Raw genomic sequence first — 19,974 nt, forward strand, 5'->3', positions numbered from 1 at the left:
ACGCGGTGTTCGTCAGAGGACGCGGTACTGCTCGTCGCGGGCGTCGGTCAGGAACATCCGGCCCGGTGCGTGGGTGATCGCGAACGGCGGCCGCGAGGCCGTCACCGCGGCCTGCGGCGTCACCCCGCAGGCCCAGAAGACCGGGATGTCGTCCGGCTCCGCCTCCACCGGGTCGCCGAAGTCCGGGCGGGAGAGATCGGCGATGCCGAGGCCCGCCGGGTCGCCGCAGTGCACCGGGCCGCCGTGCACGGCCGGCAGCAGGCTGGTCTCCCGGATCACGGTGGCCAGGTGCTCGGGCGGCACCGGACGCATCGACACCACCATCGGGCCCCGCAGCCGCCCGGCGGGCCGGCACGGGCGGTCGGTGACGTACATGGAGACGTTCCGGCCCTGCTCGATGTGGCGCATCGGCACACCCGCCCCGGTCAGTGCCGACTCGAAGGTGAAACTGCAGCCGATCAGGAACGACACCAGGTCCTCCCGCCAGACGTCGACCACGTCCGTCGGCTCCGCCACCAGCTCGCCGTGCTCCCACACCCGGTAACGCGGCAGGTCGGTGCGCAGGTCCGCGCCCGCTGCGAGCGGCGTCCGCCACGCCCCGGCGTCCGTCACGTCGAGCACGGGACACGGCTTGGGGTTGCGCTGGCAGAACAGCAGCATGTCGTAGGCCCAGTCGGCGGGGACCGAGATCAGGTTCGCCTGGGTGTGGCCGGCGGCGACCCCGGCGGTGGGGCCGGTGACCCCCGAACGGAACACGCTGCGAGCCTTCTCGGGGGTCCACGCGTGCGCGTGCGGGTCGACGGAGGCCAGGGGTACGTCGTACGGGGCGGGCGTCGCCGGGCGGGGCCCGGGGTGGCCCTCGGTCGTCACGGGGTTCACACGAGTTCCTTTCCGCGGGTCTCCGGGAGGCCGAGCAGGGCCAGTGCCGCCAGGCCGTAGCCGAGCGCGCCGAAGACCAGCGCGCCGCCCACGCCCCAGCTGTCGGCGAGGAAGCCGACGGTGGTGGGGAACACGGCTCCCACGGCCCGGCCGGTGTTGTAGGTGAAGCCCTGCCCGGTGCCCCGGACGGCCGACGGGTACAGCTCGCTGAGGTACGAGCCGAAGCCGCTGAAGATCGCCGACATGCAGAACCCCAGGGGGAAGCCGAGCACCAGCAGCAGGGTGCCGGCGCCGCTCGGGATGTTCGCGTACGCCAGGATGCACAGCGCCGAGAGCACGGCGAACAGCCAGATGTTGCGTCGGCGGCCCAGCAGGTCGGTCAGGTACCCGCCGGTCAGATAGCCGATGAAGGCGCCGGATATCAGGAACGCGAGGTAGCCGCCGGTGCCGACGACCGACAGACCCCGCTCCGTCTTGAGATAGGTGGGCACCCAGGTGGCCAGCGTGTAGTAGCCGCCCTGGACGCCGGTGGAGAGCAGCACCGCGAAGACCGTGGTGCGCAGCAGACCGGGCGAGGCGGCCGTGCCCCGCCGGAAGATCACGGCGAACGAGCCCTTCTCGGTGCTCCTCTCCCGAGCGGCGGCGGCCTGCGGGGCGTCCTGGACCGAGCGGCGCACCCAGATCACGAGCAGCGCGGGCAGGGCGCCGGTCCAGAACATCACGCGCCAGGCCAGGTCGTCGTCGAGGAGGGAGAAGACCGTCGTGTAGACGATCACGGCCAGTCCCCAGCCGACCGCCCAGGAGCTCTGGATCGCGCCGAGCGTGCGCCCCCGGTGCTTCGCGCTCGCGTACTCGGCGACCAGGATCGCGCCGACCGCCCACTCACCGCCGAAGCCGAGTCCCTGGAGGGCGCGGAAGACCAGCAGGGTCTCGTAGTTGGGCGCGAAGCCGCAGGCCACGGTGAACACCGCGTAGGTCACCACGGTGATCATCAGGGCCTTCACCCGGCCGATCCGGTCCGCGAGCACACCCGCGGCGGCGCCGCCGATCGCCGAGACGACCAGGGTGACCGTGGTGAACAGCCCGGTCTGGCCGTTGTCGAGGCCGAAGTAGGCCGTGAGCGCGACCATGCTCAGCGGCAGCGTGAAGTAGTCGTACGAGTCGAGGGCGTAGCCGCCGAACGCGCCGCCGAAGGCGCGGCGGCCCCGCGGGCCGAGGGCGCGCAGCCAGCCGAACGCGCCGTCGTCGGAGGCCGGCCCGGCCGGATCGGGCCGGGTCGGGGTGGTCGGGACCTGGGAGGGAGGGGGCGTACTCATGGGCACCTCGCGGTGAGGGGGAGGGTGCGTGAGACAGGCGTGGAACGGGGCCCGGGCCGTGCCGGGACGAGGGGCGCCGGGCGTCGAACGGAGGGGCGCCTGTCCAGCAAGGTAGAGGATCGTTGAACGATCCTTCAATACCCGTGTTGTTTCGTTCTCGGGTCTGCGATTGAATTCCGGCATGGCCGCCGAACTGACCGGACTCGCCGACGACCGGGCCCTCCTCGGGCGCACCAGCACCGCCGAGAGGGTCTCGGACATTCTCAGGAGCCGGATCGCCGACGGCTTCTTCCCGCCCGGGACCCGGCTGTCCGAGGACAGCATCGGCGGCGCCCTCGGCGTCTCCCGCAACACTCTGCGCGAGGCGTTCCGCCTGCTCACCCATGAACGGCTGCTCGTCCACGAGCTCAACCGCGGTGTCTTCGTACGGGTGCTGACCGTCGAGGACGTCGAGGACATCTACCGCACCCGCCGCCTCGTCGAGTGCGCCGTCGTCCGCGGACTCGGTGCCCCGCCGTACGGCCTCGACCGGCTCGCCGAGGCCGTCGCGGAAGGACAGCGCGAGGCCCACGAGGACGACTGGAAAGGCGTCTCCACCGCCAACATCCACTTCCACCGCGAACTGGTCGCCCTCGCCGACAGCGCCCGCACCGACGAGCTGATGCGCAGCGTCTTCGCCGAACTCCGGCTCGCGTTCCACGTGGTGGACGATCCGCGCGAGCTGTACGAGCCGTACCTGGCGCGCAATCTCGTCATCCTGCGGACCCTGGAGCGCGGGGAGCGGGACGAGGCCGAACGGCTGCTCGCGGACTACCTCGACGACTCGCTGCGGAACCTGGTCGCGGTCTACGGACGGCGGGTCACCGAGGTCTCCTGAGCCGTCCGCCCCGGGCGCGGCCGTCCCGGACCTCGCCCGGCGGAACGATTTGGGTCGATGTCAGACCCAGGACCTAGTCTGTGCACCGTGACTTCACCGGCATCGACGGACAGCGTTCCGCCCCAGCTCGGCGCGGGGCCGCGCCCTGCTCCGGGCCCGGCCGCCGACGAGGGACTGGCGCGGCGGCTGCGCGCGCTCGCCTGCACCGCGCCGCTGCACGACCTGGACGCGCGCAAGGCGAACCTCGCCGGCGAGTACTCGGTGTACGGCATGGCGGAGGTGGCCCTCGCCGCCATCGACCTGGTCACCCTGAACATGGACTTCGACACGGGCGCGGACCACGACCAGATCGTCGCCCGCCTCATCCCGCGCATCGCCGCCCAGGCCCCCCGGCGGCCCGTCGAGGAGCACGAGCGCGTGGCCCGCTGGGTGCTGGAGAACCTGATCAACGTCGGCAGTGTCGACCGCGGCTTCCGAGCCGTGTACGGGACGTTCGCACCCGACGGCACCTATGTCCGCCGCGACTACGACTTCAAGCTGATCGAGGAGGTCCCCGGCCACGGCGGCGGGGTCTACCTCCGTACGACCGACGAGGCCGTCAACGTCCTGGTGGGCGCCCTCGACACCGATGTCACCAGCGCCCAGATCGCCGCCGAGGTCAAGCTGGAGATCCTCATCAGCCGGGGCCGGCTCGCGGACGCCCAGCTCGCCGCCGAGCAGGCCCGCTACCGGACCGTGCAGTACTCCGAGACCCTGCGCAGGGCCCTGGACGCCACCCGGCGCAACGTCCGCGCGGTCGACTGGCTCAGGACCGTGCCCGACATGATCGCCGAGGCGCTCGACCACGTGGCCGACCGCTACCGCCACGAGAACGCGATCCTCACCAACATCCGCAAGGCACGCGACGAGTCCGAGGAACCCGAGCACAAGCGGCGCGCCGCCGAACTCGTCGACATCGTCAAGGACTGCATCCGGCGGCACACCCAGCTGCAGTCGAGGCTGCTGGAGGCCGGGCCGCTGTTCCGCGCGGAGCAGGACCGCCAGGCCTTCGCCACCCCGATGACCACCTCGGGCACGGACCTCTACGGCCATCTGCTGGCACCGCTGCTCCCGCTGCCCGTGGAGCAGGCACGCCGGGTGACCGACGCGTTCTTCGCCCGCGGGACGGGGCTGCGCACGCCGGGGTCCGTCCGGGTCGGGGACCTCGTCGAGCTGCTGTTCACACCCCCGGTGGAGCGCGAGCACCTCGGCGCGGAGATGCCCGAGCCCGACCTGATCGCCACGCCCGACGACAGCCGCTTCAGCGAGGAGCAGCTGGCGGCGGCCAAGCAGTTGCTCGACCTGCCCGCGGACGCGCCCCGGCGGCTGTCCGGGCTGCTGGCGGACGCCCGGCTCCAGGATCCCGAACTGCCCTATCTGGTCGCCCTCCTGGCCGTGCACGCGGCGAGCCCGCCGGTCGGGACGGCCTACCGGCAGGGCGAGGCGAAGCTGCTGTTCTCCGTGGACGACGGGGTGGAGCTGGACGACCCCGAGTTCGGCGGGGCCGATCTGATCGTGGGCACGGCCCTGCTGGACGCGGCCGGGATGGCGGCGGACCGGGAGGCGGCGTGAGGGCCCCACGGGGATCGCGCCCGTCGCGCGGCCGCCGGCCGTCCAGGGCCTGCCGCACGGCCCCCCGCACCCCTCTCCGCGCCGCCCTTCCCCCCATTAACCCGACCAAGGAGTTCCGCTGTGAGTGAGCACGTCGAGTGGAGTGAGCCGGAGACGGCCGCCGCTCCGGTGGCCGCGCCCCTCACGCCCGCCGACGCCGCCGACGCCGCCAGGCTCGTCGCCTTCGGGCTGCAGCCCAAGCTGCAGCCCGCCCGGGACCAGGAGTACGGCGAACTGCTCAGGCGCTACCGGGAGGATCCGGCCTTCGCACGGCTCGCCGACGCCGTGGCCGCCGGGCTGGGACTCATCGTGCTGGAGGTGTCACCGCGGGCGGGCATGGCGGTGACGGCGGCCGAGGACTCCGTCTTCGCCGTGCGCATGGGGGACTACGCGCGCCGGACGGCGGCCGACTCGGTGGACCGGTTCCTGCACGGGCTGGCGCATCTCGCGGTGGCCGCCATGGCCTTCCCCCGGCCCGAGGACCTCGCGGACGACGGGTACATCGGGCGGGTCTCGGTCAACGGCGTCGACGCCTTCGTCCGGCAGGCGTGCCGCCGGCTGGAGGAGCGCGCCGAGGAATCGGGGGAGAACACCGACCCGGCGACCGACGCTCCCGGCCTGGAGTCGGCCTGGCGGACCTGGGCGAGACGCAGCTCCACCGGTGCCACCAAGGACGCGCGCCGGCTGGCCGGGTCGACCACCGGCATCATCGGCAAGGCGGTCGGCTTCCTCACCGACTCGGGCTTCCTGCAGCGCACCGGGGACGACAACGGCGGCACGTACCGGACGACCGCGCGATACCAGCTCCAGGTGCGGGACATGGCGGGCAGCGCCGCGATGGCCGAACTGCTGGACCTGGGCGTCGTGCCCGTCACCGACGGCTCGGCCACACTGCTGCCCGCCGAGGACACCGACGACCTGGAGCTGGTGGCCGACGCCGGCCTGCCCTTCCACTCCTGACCAACCCCGCCCCCGCCCTACGGGGCACCACGACCACACGCCCGCCCCCCACGACCCCGACCGACGGCCCGCCGTCACCACCGCACCGCACGAACCCCCCTTACGACCGCGAAAGTCCGCCGCCATGTACGAGCTGTCCCGGGTCCGCCTCTACTCCATCGGGCCGGCCGGTGCGCGCTACGCCGACACCGTGCTGGACCTGCGGGGTGTGGGCGCGTACGTGCCCGACCCCGCACCGCAGCAGGCGGAGTTCTTCGCGGAGGAACCCACCGGCCCGCCGCGCAGGCCGGCACCGGCCGGGGTCCTCTTCCTGGAGAACGGCGGCGGCAAGTCCGTCCTGCTCAAGCTGATCTTCTCGGTGATGCTGCCGGGCCACCGCAACACCCTGGGCGGCGCCAGCTCGGGTGTGCTGCGCAAGTTCCTGCTGGCCGACGACTGCGGGCACGTCGCCCTGGAGTGGCAGCACACGCTGACCGGTGAGTGCGTCGTCGTGGGCAAGGTCAGCGAGTGGCGGGGCCGGCAGGTCTCCAGCGACCCGCGCAAGTTCGCCGAGGCCTGGTACTCCTTCCGGCCCGGCCCGGGACTGAGCCTGGACAACCTGCCCGTGGCCGAGTCCACCGCCGTACGCCCGCCCGCCGAGGGCGCGTCCGGCGCCCAGGGACGGCGGCGGACCATGAAGGGCTTCCGGGACGCCCTCACCGAGGCGGGCAAGGCGTATCCCCACCTCGAAGTGCACTGGGAGGAGATCCACGACCGCTGGAACGAGCATCTGACCGACCTCGGCCTCGACCCGGAACTCTTCCGCTACCAGCGGGAGATGAACGCCGACGAGGGCGAGGCCGCCGGACTCTTCGCGGTGAAGAAGGACGCCGACTTCACCGACCTGCTGCTGCGGGCCGTCACCGACACCCGGGACACGGACGGACTCGCCGACCTGGTGAGCGGGTTCGGCAACAAGCTCGGACGGCGGGCCGAGCTGATCGCCGAGCGGGACTTCACCGCCGGGTCCGTCGATCTGCTCGGCCGGATCGTCGAGGCGGCCGAGGCCCGTTCCCGGGCCCGGGACATCCACGCGGGCGCCGAGCGCCGCACCCGTACCCTGGCCCGCCGCCTCTCCGCGCGCGCCGCCCGGGAGCGGCTGCGGGGCACCGACCTCGCCCAGCGGACCACCGCCGCCGCGTACGCGGTCACCCACTCCGAGGCCGCCCGCGACCGCAGCGCCCAGATCGCGGCCGAACTCGCCTACCGGCACGCCTCGCTGGCGCTGGCCGCCGCGGAGAGGTCGGCCGCCTCGCAGAAGCGGGAGCTGGCCGACGCACGCACCCTGCACTCCGCCTGGCAGGCCGCCGAGGCCGTGCTCAGGCATCGGGCCGCCGCCGACCGTGTCGCCCGGGTGGCCGCCGCCATCCAGGAGGCCGAACGGGACGCCGCCCCCGCCCTCGCCGCCCGTGCCAAGGCCGCCGTCGACCTCGTCCGCGCCCTGCACGCCGCCGCCGAGAGCGCCGAGGACCTGGCCAACGAGGGGGAGGAGAAGTCGGCGGCACTGCAGGAGGCCGGCGAGGCCGCCCACCGGGACGCGACCGCCGCCGCCACCGAGGCCCAGCGCGCCCGCAGCGAGACCGGCCACCTCAGGCAGCGCCTCGGCGAGGTCGAGCAGGAGACCGCCGAGGCCGTCCGCGCCGGCTGGCTCGACGACACCGCCCCCGACGCCGATCCGGCCCGCGCCGCCCTGGCCGCCAGCGACGCCGAGAAGACGGCCGTCGCCGCCTGGGACACCGCACGCGAGGCTTCGCGCCGCGCCGCCGAACGCGCCAGGGAGGCGGCCTCCGCCGAGTCCCGAGCGGAGCTGACGGCCGCCCGCGCGGCGGACGCGGCGACCGCCGCCGAGCGCGCCCTCGACGGGGAGCGGCGCACCGCGGAGGCCCTCGCCGCCGAGGAGCGGCTGGCCGAGCTGCTGAGCCTGCCGGGCCACGCCGGCCGGACACGCCCCGGGGTGCCGGTGCCCCGCAGGGGAGAGACGACGGACGGCGGCGACGCGGCGGCCGACAACACCCGTACACCGGCCGGGCGTTCCGCCGCCGACGGGTCGCTCACCCCCGAGGAGCTGGACCGCTTCGCCGACGAACTGCGCGAACTGCTCGACGACAACGTGTCGTCCGCCGAGCGTCACCTCTTCGACCTGCGCACCGCCGCCGCCGACGACGCGCGCATCCTGGGCGCCCTCGGCGACGGAGGACTGCTGCCGCCGGGCCCCGACGTGCTCGCCACGGTCGAGTTCCTCGGTGAGCACGGCATCCCCGCCCTGCCCGGCTGGCGCTATCTGGCCCAGGCCGTCGATCCCGTCGACCACGCGCGCGTGCTGGCCGCGCGCCCGGAGCTGGTCGACGGCGTGATCATCACCGACCCGGACTCGCACGCCCGGGCCCGCGAGGCGCTCACCGACGCGGCACTGCTCCCGAGGTCCGCCGTGGCCGTCGGCACGGCGGCCGCCCTGCTGGCCCCGACCCCGCCGGCCGGCGCGGGCGACGGGACCGCCTCCGACGTGTTCCTCGTGCCGCCCAACCCGGCCATGCACGACGAGCACGCCGCCGACGAGGAACGGCAGACGCTGCGCGCGCGGGCGACCGAGCGGGACGAGGAGATCCGTCGGCTGGCCGCCCGGCTCGGCAAGGACCGCGAACTGGCGGCCCGCCTCTCCTCGTGGCGCACGGGGTGCCCGGCGGGCAGACTCACCGAGCTGGCCGCCGCCGCGCGGGAGACGCGGGCGTTCGCCGAGGAGGCCGAGGCGGAGCTGTCGGAGGCCCGCACCGTCCGGGCCGAGGCCGAGGAGGCGGCGGCCGAGGCGGCCCACGTGCGCGACGCGCGGCAGGAGGCCGCACAGAAGGCCCGCCGCGCCGCCGACGTCCTCGCCGGACTCGCCCACCGGCTGCGCGAGCGCGCCGGCTGGCAGGCCAAGCTCCGCGAACTAGCCGACGAGGCCGCCGAGTCCGAGGCCCGCGCCCAGTCCTGTCTGGAGCGCGCCCGCGCCGCCGACGAGAACCGCCGCGCCACCCAGCGCGCCGCCGACGACGCCCGCCGCACGGCGCGTGCGCTGCGCGCCGAGCGCGCGGAGATCGCCGGCGCCCCCGACGACGTACCGGAGACCGATCCCGACGCGCCCCGGCACCCCCTCGCGGCCCTGCGCGAGGCGTACCGGGCCGCCTCCCAGGTGTACGAGAAGGTGGGTGTCGGCGCCGATCTGCGTGCCGAGCAGGCGCGGGCCGAGAGCGACGAGAGCTCCGCGATCGCCGAACTCGGCCGGCTGACCAACAAGGTCCGCAACCGTGCCGAGCAGCTCCTGCAGTCACCGGACGGCTCCGACGCGCCCTCCCGGCAGGCCGCCGTCGCCCGCGCCGAGGAGCTGGTCCAGCTCCTGGAGAGCCGGGTGTCCCTGTCGAGCGAGCAGCTCGGGCGACTGCGCGGCGAGGCCGAGCGGCACGCCCCCGAGGACGGCGACGCACACACCGAGCTGCCCGAGGAACTGCTTCCGCGCGACGCCGAGCACGCCCAGGGCCTGCTGCGCACCGCCACCGCCGAACTCGCCTCCCGGGCCGAGGCGCTGACCCGGGCCCGCGAGGCCCATGCCGAGCTGCTGGAGTCCCACCGCGCCGCCGAGGACGCGGCCGGCGGCTTCGACGAGACCGCCGCCCTGCTCCGGGACCTCCTGCGCGACCACTCCGCGGACGACGACCAGGAGGAGACCGAGCCCTACCCCGGCGGCCCCGAGGAGGCGCGCAGGGCCGCCGCCGAGGCCCGCCGCTCCCTGCGCGGCTGCGCCGCCGACCTGTCCGCCGCCGAGGGGGCTGTGCGCGAGGCGAGCGACATCCTCGTACGCCACGCCAACTCCACCCGCTACGAGCAGGTACGCACACCCGCCCGCCAGCAGATCCGCGAGCTGCCGGCGGCCTCGCTCCCCGAGCACGCCCAGAAGTGGGCCGACGCCTTCGCGCCCAGGCTCCGGGTCCTCACGGACGAGCTGGCCCAGCTGGAGCGCAACCGCGACTCGATCGTCGACCGGCTGCGCGGTCTGGTGGAGTCGGCCCTCGCCACGCTCCGCTCCGCCCAGCGGCTGTCCAGGCTCCCCGAGGGCCTGGGGGAGTGGTCCGGCCAGGAATTCCTGCGCATCCGCTTCGAGGAGCCCGACCAGGCCACCCTCGCCGAACGGCTCGGCGAGGTCGTCGACGAGGCGACCCGCGCGGCGGTGAAGAAGAACTCCGACATGCGCCGCGACGGCATGTCCCTGCTGCTGCGGGGCGTCGGCGCCGCGCTCCAGCCCAAGGGCATCGCCGTGGAGATCCTCAAACCGGACGCCGTGCTGCGGGCCGAGCGCGTCCCCGTCGGACAGATGGGCGACGTCTTCTCCGGCGGCCAGCTGCTCACCGCGGCCATCGCCCTCTACTGCACGATGGCCGCCCTCCGCAGCAACGACCGGGGACGCGACAGGCATCGCCACGCCGGCACCCTGTTCCTGGACAACCCCATCGGCCGCGCCAACGCGACGTACCTGCTGGAACTGCAGCGGGCGGTCTCGGACGCCCTGGGCGTCCAGCTCCTCTACACCACCGGTCTCTTCGACACGACCGCGCTGGCGGAGTTCCCGCTCGTGATCCGGCTGCGCAACGACGCCGACCTGAGGGCGGGCCTGAAGTACATCAGCGTGGAGGAACACCTCCGCCCGGGACTGCCCAAGCAGCCCCGGGCGGGGGAGACGGTGCACACGGAGATCACGGCGACGAGGATGTACCGGAGGCCAGCCCCGAGCGCGCCGTGAGGGGGCGCGGGGAACCGCGCGACGGGCCCGGACGGGCCCGCGGCCGCGCGCGTCCCCCGGGCAGCCCGACCCTCAGGCGTCGGCCTTCAGGAGATCGGCGCACTTCTCGCCGATCATCATCGTCGTGATGCACGGATTCACCGTGACCAGATCCGGCATCACCGACCCGTCGGCCACCCGCAGCCCCGCGATGCCCTTCACCCGCAGCCGAGCGTCCAGCGGGGCGGAGGCGTCGTCGTCCGCGCCCATCTTCACGGTGCAGGCCGGGTGGTAGACGGTGTTGTGGGTCTTCCGGATGTAGTCGAGGAGTTCCTCGTCGCTCCGTACGTCGGGCCCGGGCGCCAACTCGGCTCCCGCCCAGCCGCTCAGGGCCGGCTGCGCGGCGATCTGCCGGGCCAGACGAAGGCCGTACGTCATCACGCGCACGTCGTGCTCGTGCGTGAAGTAGCGCGGGTCGACCTTCGGCTTGTCCCGGTAGTCCCGGGTGCGCAGCCGCACGGTGCCCCGGGACTTCGCCCGGGTCACGTTGGGCGTCAGACAGAACGCGTTCTCGGAGGTCGGGTAGCCGTGCCGGGCCGTGTTCATGTCGAACGGCACGGACCCGTAGTGGAACATCAGGTCGGGCCGGTCCAGACCCGGTTCGGTGTCGTAGAAGATGCCCGCCTCCCACCACTGGTTGGACTCGGTGGGCATCGGCTGCGCGGCCTCCCACATGATGACGCCCTCGGGGTGGTCCTGGAGGTTCTCGCCGACGCCCGCGGAGTCCACGACCACGTCCACGCCGACCTCGCGCAGCTGCTCGGCCGGGCCGATGCCGGAGAGCATGAGGATCTTCGGGGTGTCGATGGAACCGCAGGAGACCACGACCTCACGCCGGGCGCGCACCGTCCGGGTGTGGATGAGGTCCGGGTCCAGGTACTCGGCGCCGACGCAGCGCCGCCCCTCCAGCACCAGCTTCTTGGCGCGGACCCCGGTGCGCACCTCCAGGTTGGGGCGCCGGCCCATGATCGGGTGGAGGTACGCCACGGAGGAGGACTGCCGGATGTTGTTCTCGTCGGAGTTGATCTGGAACCAGTTGGCGCCCCGCACCACCGTCGTCCCCGTGTTGAACGGGGTCGTCGGAATGCCCGCCTGGACGCACGCCTCCAGCAGGGCGCTGCCGCACGGGTCCTCGCTCTTGATCGTGCGGAGCTTCACCGGCCCGGAGCGGCCGTGGTGCTCACCGGGCGCGTCGTTGCTCTCCAGGCGCCGGTAGAGCGGGAAGAGATCGGCCGCGGACCAGCCCGTACAGCCCGCCGCCGCCCAGTCGTCGAGGTCCTCCGCGGGCGCCCAGAAGGCGATGCACGAGTTGTGGGAGGAGCAGCCGCCGAGCACCTTCGCCCGCGCGTGCCGCATGAAACTGTTGCCGCCGGCCTGCGGCTCGACGGGGTAGTCCCAGTCGTAGCCGGACTCCAGCAGGCCCATCCAGCGTTCCAGCCTCAGGACGTCGTCGTCACCGACGTCACTGGGGCCCGCCTCCAGGACGCACACCGTGACGGACGGGTCCTCGGAGAGTCTGGCCGCGACGACGTTTCCCGCGGTGCCGCCGCCGACCACGACGTAGTCGAATTCGTCTTCCTGCATGGGGGGTCGACCTCCTGCGTTGCTGTGCTGCCGTGCTGTGCCGAGTCGGATGTGGTGGGGGGTGGGCCGGACCGTCAGTCGGCGGCCGGGGTGCCGACGCCGGCGGCGGGCGGGGCCGGCGGTGACGCGGGCTCTGCCCCGTCGACCACGCGGTGCTCGGCGAGCACGCCGGTCCTGTGCCGCTGGACGAACCAGTAGTAGGCGAAGCCGCCGCCGGCGATGAGCCCGACGAAGAGGACCGCGCCCCACTGCAGGTACCAGTGGAAGGGGGCGGCCGCGTTGTAGACGGCGGCGCGCGGCCAGATCAGGTTGAGGGTCATGCCCCCGCCCCACAGCACGGCGAGGATGTTCACGGGCAGACCCCAGCGGCCCAGCGAGAACCGGCCGTCCCCGGCGGGCTGCCACTTACCGCGCAGCCGCGCCACCAGCATCGGCACGGTGACGCCCAGATAGGCCAGGTAGATCATGATGATGCCGATGCTGGTCACCACGGTGAAGATCTGCGGCTGACGGATGTTGACCACGAGGATGCTCAGTGCCAGCACACCGATGATCACGGTCGGCAGCACCGGCGTCTGGAAGCGCGGGTGGATCTTGGCGAGCTTCGAGGAGGCGGGCAGATTGTTGTCCCGTGCCATGGCGAAGGTCAGCCGGACGGCGGCGGTGTGCACGGCCAGGGCGCAGACGGTGACCGCGATCAGGACGCACCACAGCATCGCCTTGCCGGCCGTCGGGCCCAGCACGTTGAGCACGACGTACTGCAGTCCGTCCGTGGACAGCCGTTCGCCCTTCAGGCTGGAGACGCTCATCAGCGCCAGCAGCAGGATCAGACCGCCGAGGAGGAAGGAGGCGATGATCGCCCGGATGATGGCGCGCGGCGCGTTCCGGGTCGGATCCAGCGACTCCTCACCGAGCGAGGCGGCCGTGTCGAAGCCGTACATGACGTACGCGGACGCCAGCGAGGCCACCAGGAACGCGCCCAGGTACCCGTTGCCGTACGCGCTGCCGGTGCCGTTGGTCTCCATGACCACCTGCGGCCCGCGGGTGATGTGCACGGCGAACAGCACGATCAGGACGACGGTGGCGATCAGTTCGATGAACACGCCCGCCGTGTTGATCCGGGCCATCAGCTTCACGCCGAAGGCGTTCACCGCGGTGGTGAAAAGGATCAGCACCGCGGCCAGGCCGACCGCGTTGGTCGCGACGTCGTATGTGCCAGTGCCGTCCCCCACGAACTGGAACACGTCGGAGATCTGAGGAAGCGTCAGCTGATACGCCAGCGCGACCGCCGCGATCGAGACGATGGAGGCGCACAGCATCATCCAGCCGGCGAGCCAGCCCAGATGCGGATTGCCTATCTTCTTCGACCAGTTGTAGACCGAGCCCGCCACCGGGTAGCGGGCCGCCAGTTCGGCGAAGCAGAGCGCCACCATGAACTGGCCGACGAACACCATCGGCCAGGACCACCAGTAGGCGGGACCGCCGCTGGCGAAGCCGAAGTAGAAGAGCTGGAAGGTGCCGGTGAGGATCGAGATGTAGCTGATGCCGGCCGCGAAGGTGTGGAAGTTGCCGAGGGTGCGCTTGAGTTCGGGTCTGTAGCCGAACTCGGTCAGCTCGGTGTCGTCGGAGGCGTTCTCGGGGCCGGTGGGTTGCTCGATGGTCGTCATGAGCGGACTCCTGGTGGGGCCTTGGGGAGGAGGGGAGCGGCTCTTGCGGGTGCCGGGAAGGGCGCGGGAGTGCGCGAAGGCGTGAGGGGGGAAGGTGCCCGGGCAGGGCGGGAGCGGCCGTACGGCCGGGTGCGGGGGAGCGAGGGACCTACGCGAACCAACCCTGCGGTGCGGGGTCCGTGTTGCGCCAGATGTGCTTCGCCTCGCGGTACTCGGCGAGCCCCGCGGGCCCGAGTTCACGGCCGAAGCCGGACTGCTTGTACCCGCCCCACTCGGCCTGCGGCACGTACGGGTGATAGTCGTTGATCCAGACCGTGCCGAGCCGCAGCCGGGCCGCGACCCGCTGTGCCCTGGCCTCGTCGGACGTCCACACGGCGCCGGCCAGGCCGTAGATCGTGTCGTTGGCCAGGCGGACGGCCTCGTCCTCGGTGCTGAACCGTTCCACCGTCAGCACCGGTCCGAACGACTCGTCCTGGACGACCGACATCGCGCTCGTGCACTCGTCGAGGACGGTCGGCAGGTAGTAGAACCCCTGCTCGTAGGCGTCGCCGCCGGGCCGCTCGCCACCGCAGCGCAGCACCGCGCCCTCCGCGACGCCCCGGGCGACGTACTCCTCGACCTTCGCGCGATGCGCGGCCGAGATCAGCGGGCCGGTCTGCGCCCGCTCGTCGAAGGGGCCCCCGAGCCGGATCTCCCGCGCCCGGCGGACGACCTCGTCGACGAACCGGTCGTGCAGCGAGTCCTCCACCAGCAGCCGGGCGCCCGCCGAGCAGACCTGTCCCGAGTGCAGGAACACCGCGGTCAGCGCCATGTCGACGGCCGTGTCGAAGTCGGCGTCGGCGAAGACGATGTTCGGGTTCTTGCCGCCCAGTTCCAGGGCGACCTTCTTCACGCTCGCGGCGGCGTTGGCCATGAGCCGGCGCCCGGTCTGCAGCCCGCCGGTGAAGGAGACCAGGTCCACGTCCGGGTGGTCGGAGAGCGGTGCGCCGGCCTCCGGGCCCGCGCCCAGGACCAGGTTGGCCACACCCGCGGGCACCCCGGCCTCCTCCAGCAGGCGCATCAGGTGGATCGCGGTGTGCGGGGTCAGCTCGCTCGGCTTGAGCACGAAGGTGTTGCCGGCCGCGAGCGCCGGGGCGACCTTCCAGGCCGTCTGGAGCAGGGGGTAGTTCCAGGGGGTGATCAGTGCGCACACCCCGACCGGCTCGTACACGACCCGGCTGTCGACGCCGGCCTGACCGGTGTCGACGACCCGGCCGGTCTCGGCCGTGGCCGCCCGTCCGAAGTAGCGGAAGCAGTTCGCGATGTCGTCGATGTCGTACTCGCTCTCCACCAGCCTCTTGCCGGTGTCGAGGGACTCGGCGCGGGCGAGCGCGTCCTTGTCGCGTACGAGGAGGTCGGCCACCCGCAGCAGCAGGTCTCCGCGGTCGGCGGGGGAGGTGGTGGGCCAGGGGCCCTCGTCGAAGGCGCGGCGCGCGGCCGTGATGGCCTCCGCGGTGTCCTTGGCGCCGGCCTCGTCGACGACGGCGACCAGGCTGCCGTCGGCGGGACAGTGGATCTCACGGGTCCGTCCGTCGAGCGCGGATCGCCACGCTCCGCCGATGAATAGTTCGGGCATGTCTCTCGTTCCTCCTGGTCAGCGCCGTGAGGCCGGCGCCCTCGCGGCTGAGCGCCTAACCGGAGGACCGCGTTCTATGCCTGAAAACAGGCTGAATGTGACGGTCGACACGCCCGGTCAGAAACCTTGACATCCGAGGAACCGGCCTGCTGGGACCAGCACACCATCCATCCGGCGCCGCCGCGATGCCATGACCGGACGCGGATGTTCACAGGTTTCGGGGCCCGCGGACCGGGTGGGGGAGCGCAGGCGAGGGGGCCCACGCGGTGCGTGGGCCCCCTCTTCGTCGTCCTACGGGTGCGACAGCTGCCCGGCGCCACCCCGTCGGCGTATCCGGGCCTGCGCGCGCTCCGCGGCCCGCGCCTCCCGGTGGGCCCGGCGCCGCTCACGGCGCAGCGCGCGCGCCGTGCTGCTGGGCTCCGAGACCACGCCGTTGCGCTGCTTCCACACCTGGCGGGTCACCCAGACGTCCAGCACGCCCCAGGTCGCCGCGATCGTGCTCGCCACGGTGCTCAGCACCATGGGGAACGCCGGCCACGCGTCCGCCAGCGTGCACAGGACCGCCACCATCGCCTGGACCAGTGTCGCCGCGATGATGATGACCGCACGCACCGCCGCCGTCCGCACCGGATCGGGAAGCCGCGGCCTGCGCGCCGGTTCCTCGATCCACAACGGCCGGTAATGCACCCGTTCTCCGTCGCCACCGGCGGAGAGTCCTCGCTCCCTCACCGCGACTCTCTCCCCCGTCAGCAGGCCGTGCTCCGGTTCCCGAGCGCTCCGCTCCGCCCTCCCGGGCTTCACCGCTCCGTCCCCGGGCGCCGTGCGCCGCTCCGCCGTGCCCATCAAGTCGTCACTCCCCACCGCCGGTGGACCAACAGATCCGGATCGCGAGACCCGGCCCCCCACTGGTGCCCGACTTCCTCTGATTTACGCCGCCTGGGAGCGGCATGCATGGCCTGTGGCCCATTCCGCCCCCCATTCCCGTACAGAAAGACGATCGACGTGCGCCGAAGATTCCCATGGAACGCAAAAATCCGGCCAACCGGCCAACTTCCCCGACGGGATGCCATGGGTTCAACTCCCTGACGGGGGGAGGCAATCCCCCCAAAGGACGGACAACTCCCCCTGTCCGGTTCGCCTTGGGTGCGGAGCGGGCGCGTCCGGCGCTTCGAGATACGTGTGAGTCGGTAGTAGGCTCACGCCGTTTGTTGACGCACATGTGTACCCCCGGACCATGGTGGGGGTCGAGCTGGGGGAGGCCATGCGCTTTCGCGGGAAATCGATCCGCCGGAAGATCGTGGCGCTGCTGCTCGTGCCCCTGGTGGCGCTGACCGGCGTCTGGACGTTCGCCACGGTGCTGACGGGCCGTGAGGCGAGCGACCTCTTCCGGGTGGCGGACATCGTGGAGGAGGTCGGCTTCCCGACCGAGGACACCATCCGTGTGCTCCAGCAGGAGCGCCGTCAAACACTGGTCTACCTGGCCGACCCCCGGGCCGCCGGGGCGCTCAAGGCCCTCGACCGCAGCCGGGCCGCCACGGACGCGGCCGTCGACGAGTTCCGTGAGCACGCCCGGAAGTCGGATCTGCGGGACGAGATGGGCGAGACCACCTCGCTGCGGCTCACCGCCATCCTGGACGCCCTCGACGGCCTGCCGTCACTGCGGACCACCGTCGAGAGCGGCAACGTCAGCCCCGCCAAGGCCCTCGGCCACTACAACGACCTCGTCGACCCCTGCTTCACCCTGCTGTCCAACCTCCCCGCCCTCGACAGCGTGGAGATGGACAAGCAGGGCCGCGCCCTGATCAACGTCGGCCGGGCCCGTGAACTCCTCTCCCGCGAGGACGCGTTGCTCAGCTCCGTGCTCGTGGCGAACAGGATCACCAAGGACGAGATCCGCGACTTCTCCGACCTCGTGGCCCAGCGCACCCTGCTGTACGAGATCAGCCTGCCGCAGCTGCCCGCGGCCGAGCGCGACCGCTTCCACCGCTACTGGAGGAACGCGAACACCGCGCCCCTGCGCACGGTCGAACAGGGCGTCATCGCCTCCGACCCCGGCCGGCCGAGCGGAGTCACCGCCAAGACCTGGGACAGCGCCGTCGAGCCCGTCCTCTCCGATCTCCGCGACCTCAGCGTCGAGGCGGGCGACCGCTACCAGGACCGCGTCAGCCCGTTGGCCACCGGCGTCATCCTGAAGGCGGCCGTCGCCGGCGTCCTCGGCCTCTTCGCCCTGCTCGTCTCGCTCTTCATGTCCGTGCGCATCGGCCGGGTCCTCATCCGCGACCTGCGCCGGCTCCGCCAGGAGGCCCACGAGACGGCCGGGGTGCGGCTGCCCAGCGTGATGCGCAGGCTCGCCGCGGGCGAACAGGTCGACGTGGAGACCGAGGTCCCGCACCTGGAGTACGACAAGAACGAGATAGGCGAGGTCAGCCAGGCCCTCAACACCCTGCAGCGGGCCGCCGTCGAGGCCGCCGTCAAGCAGTCCGAACTCCGCAGCGGCATCTCCGAGGTCTTCGTCAACCTCGCCCGCCGCAGCCAGGTCCTGCTGCACAAGCAGCTCACGCTCCTCGACACCATGGAACGCCGGACCGAGGACACCGACGAACTGGCCGACCTGTTCCGCCTGGACCACCTGACGACCCGTATGCGCCGACACGCCGAGGGCCTGGTCATCCTCTCCGGGGCGGCCCCCTCCCGGCAGTGGCGCAAGCCCATCCAGCTGATGGACGTCGTCCGCGCGGCCGTCGCCGAGGTCGAGGACTACGAGCGCATCGAGGTACGCCGGCTGCCCCGGGTCGCCGTGACCGGCCCCGCGGTCGCCGACCTCACCCACCTGGTGGCCGAACTCCTGGAGAACGCCACGGTGTTCTCGCCCCCGCACACCGCCGTGCAGGTGCTCGGTGAGCGCGTCGCCAACGGCTTCACCCTGGAGATCCACGACCGGGGTCTCGGCATGTCGGCCGAGGCGCTCCTCGACGCCAACCTGAAGCTCGCCGAGACCCCCGACTTCGAGCTGTCCGACACCGACCGCCTCGGACTCTTCGTGGTCAGCCGGCTCGCCCAGCGGCAGAAGGTCCGCGTCTCCCTGCAGCCCTCCCCGTACGGCGGCACCACGGCCGTGCTGTTCATCCCCGACGCCCTGCTCACCGACGACGTCCCCGACACCAACGGCATCGGCTTCCGCCTGGACCGCGCCCACCCCACCCGGGAGGCCGAGCTGGAGGACGAACGCAACGCGGCGCTCTCCCAGGTGCCGGTCCGGCTGCCGGGACTCTCCGCCGCCATCCTGGACGGCCCGGTGGAGCTGGAGGCGCCGGTCGACCGGGACCCGCTGGCCGGCGGCTTCCCGGGCGCCCTCGGCGACGAGGACGCCGAGCGGGGCGGACTGTTCCGGCCCCGTCACTCCCTCACCGGCGTCGCCGACGAGCACCAGCAGCCGGCCCGCGACGGCGAAGCGCGGCAGGCCCCGCTCACCGACCCCGACCCGACCCTCGGTCCGGTACCGCTGCCGCAGCGCCGCACCCCGCATCTCGTCAGCTCGCACGGCCGTTCGGTGGCCGGGGCCCGGCAGCCGAGGCGCCCGGAGGACGAGCCCGGGCAGGGCCGTACGGCGGGCCCCGCCGAGCCGGTCACCGACTCCCGGCCGTTCAGCGCCCTGCGCGGGGACCGCGCCGAACCGCCGGCCCACCCCGGACCCGCCGGCCTGCCCGGCGGACACCGCGCCGACCGCACCGACCTGCTGCCCCCGGGCAGGTTCGACGGTCCCGCCCTGCCCCAGCGACGCCGTACGGCCCCCGAGGGCGGCGCGGCACCGATGACCTCGCGGTACGGCTCCGACGAGCCGACCCCGCGTGCGGACACGACGACCGACCAGGCAGAATCGGCACCGAGCCCGCTGCCCCGTCGTGTCCGACAGGCCAACCTGGCACCGCAGTTGAAGGACGGCCCCGAGCGGCGCGCCGAACGCGAGAGGTCACGCCCGGGCGGCCGCCCGGAGCCGGTCGAACGCGACGCCGACGAGGTACGCAGCCGTATGGCCTCGCTGCAGCACGGTTGGCGGCGCGGCCGCGAGGAGAACGCCGAGGGCGACGACGCCCAGGACGTCCCAGCACCACGAGGAACGACTAAGGGGGACGGTCGATGACCGCACCGCAGGCCGATGGGCACACCGCGACCGGCACGTCCGGCGAGCTGAACTGGCTCCTGGACGACCTGGTCCAGCGTGTCGCCAGCATCCGCAAGGCGCTCGTGCTCTCCAGCGACGGACTGCCCACGGGCGTCTCCGCGGACCTCACCAGGGAGGACAGCGAGCACCTGGCCGCCGTCTCCTCCGGGTTCCACAGCCTCGCCAAGGGCGTCGGCCGCCACTTCGAGGCGGGTACCGTCCGGCAGACGGTCGTGGAGCTCGACGAGGCGTTCCTGTTCGTCACGGCCGCCGGCGACGGCAGCTGCCTCGCCGTCCTCGCCGACGCCGACGCCGACATCGGCCAGGTCGCCTACGAGATGACCCTCCTGGTCAAGCGGGTCGGCGTGCATCTGGGCTCCGCCCCGCGCGCCGATGTGCCCCACGGCGGGTAGTG

12 protein-coding genes are annotated in these 19,974 nt (G+C 73.0%); 6 read left to right on the plus strand and 6 right to left on the minus strand.

Annotation, left to right across the window (positions count from 1 at the left end; genetic code table 11):
• Nucleotides 1-12 precede the first annotated feature (12 nt).
• Nucleotides 13-879 carry a putative hydro-lyase gene (locus SCAB_RS36385; protein WP_013005104.1) on the minus strand — a complete coding sequence of 289 codons (867 nt, stop codon included), beginning with the start codon at nucleotides 877-879 and terminating at the stop codon, nucleotides 13-15.
• Nucleotides 876-2,195 carry an MFS transporter gene (locus SCAB_RS36390; RefSeq protein ID WP_037725749.1) on the minus strand — a complete coding sequence of 440 codons (1,320 nt, stop codon included), beginning with the start codon at nucleotides 2,193-2,195 and terminating at the stop codon, nucleotides 876-878. The genes SCAB_RS36385 and SCAB_RS36390 overlap by 4 nt, the downstream gene beginning before the upstream one ends.
• A 181-nt stretch (nucleotides 2,196-2,376) precedes the next feature.
• On the opposite strand from SCAB_RS36390, the gene SCAB_RS36395 reads away from it, so the two are divergent.
• The 4 genes from SCAB_RS36395 to SCAB_RS36410 all read left to right on the plus strand — a co-directional run bounded on the left by SCAB_RS36395 (nucleotide 2,377) and on the right by SCAB_RS36410 (nucleotide 10,492).
• Nucleotides 2,377-3,072, plus strand: coding sequence for a GntR family transcriptional regulator (locus tag SCAB_RS36395; RefSeq protein ID WP_013005106.1), 696 nt, complete (start codon nucleotides 2,377-2,379; stop codon nucleotides 3,070-3,072).
• 87 nt (nucleotides 3,073-3,159) lie between these two features.
• Nucleotides 3,160-4,683, plus strand: a complete 1,524-nt coding sequence (locus SCAB_RS36400; RefSeq protein ID WP_013005107.1) for a hypothetical protein — start codon at nucleotides 3,160-3,162, stop codon at nucleotides 4,681-4,683.
• A 120-nt stretch (nucleotides 4,684-4,803) separates the two neighbouring features.
• Entirely contained in the window at nucleotides 4,804-5,682 is an 879-nt protein-coding gene (locus tag SCAB_RS36405; RefSeq protein ID WP_013005108.1) for a hypothetical protein, read from the plus strand.
• Nucleotides 5,683-5,806: 124 nt separating this feature from the next.
• Nucleotides 5,807-10,492, plus strand: coding sequence for a hypothetical protein (locus SCAB_RS36410; RefSeq protein ID WP_013005109.1), 4,686 nt, complete (start codon nucleotides 5,807-5,809; stop codon nucleotides 10,490-10,492).
• Between the two features lie 72 nt (nucleotides 10,493-10,564).
• Here the strand turns inward: SCAB_RS36410 and SCAB_RS36415 are convergent, their stop codons facing one another.
• The 4 genes from SCAB_RS36415 to SCAB_RS36430 all read right to left on the minus strand — a co-directional run bounded on the left by SCAB_RS36415 (nucleotide 10,565) and on the right by SCAB_RS36430 (nucleotide 16,258).
• Nucleotides 10,565-12,115 (minus strand): GMC family oxidoreductase, encoded by a 1,551-nt coding sequence (locus SCAB_RS36415; protein WP_013005110.1) that lies wholly within the window; start codon nucleotides 12,113-12,115, stop codon nucleotides 10,565-10,567.
• 74 nt (nucleotides 12,116-12,189) lie between these two features.
• Complete coding sequence (locus tag SCAB_RS36420; RefSeq protein WP_013005111.1) at nucleotides 12,190-13,782, minus strand: APC family permease; 1,593 nt, start codon at nucleotides 13,780-13,782, stop codon at nucleotides 12,190-12,192.
• 148 nt (nucleotides 13,783-13,930) lie between these two features.
• Nucleotides 13,931-15,397: an aldehyde dehydrogenase family protein gene (locus SCAB_RS36425; RefSeq protein WP_013005112.1), complete on the minus strand. Its 1,467-nt coding sequence runs from the start codon at nucleotides 15,395-15,397 to the stop codon at nucleotides 13,931-13,933.
• A 291-nt stretch (nucleotides 15,398-15,688) separates the two neighbouring features.
• Nucleotides 15,689-16,258 (minus strand): hypothetical protein, encoded by a 570-nt coding sequence (locus tag SCAB_RS36430; RefSeq protein WP_210524341.1) that lies wholly within the window; start codon nucleotides 16,256-16,258, stop codon nucleotides 15,689-15,691.
• 400 nt (nucleotides 16,259-16,658) lie between these two features.
• Between SCAB_RS36430 and SCAB_RS36435 the strand changes: the two genes are divergently transcribed.
• Complete coding sequence (locus SCAB_RS36435; RefSeq protein ID WP_041671173.1) at nucleotides 16,659-19,538, plus strand: nitrate- and nitrite sensing domain-containing protein; 2,880 nt, start codon at nucleotides 16,659-16,661, stop codon at nucleotides 19,536-19,538.
• Nucleotides 19,535-19,972, plus strand: a complete 438-nt coding sequence (locus tag SCAB_RS36440) for a roadblock/LC7 domain-containing protein (RefSeq protein ID WP_013005115.1) — start codon at nucleotides 19,535-19,537, stop codon at nucleotides 19,970-19,972. The genes SCAB_RS36435 and SCAB_RS36440 overlap by 4 nt, the downstream gene beginning before the upstream one ends.
• The last annotated feature ends 2 nt before the right edge of the window (nucleotides 19,973-19,974 follow it).

The organism is Streptomyces scabiei 87.22 (assembly GCF_000091305.1).
Lineage (GTDB): Bacteria > Actinomycetota > Actinomycetes > Streptomycetales > Streptomycetaceae > Streptomyces > Streptomyces scabiei.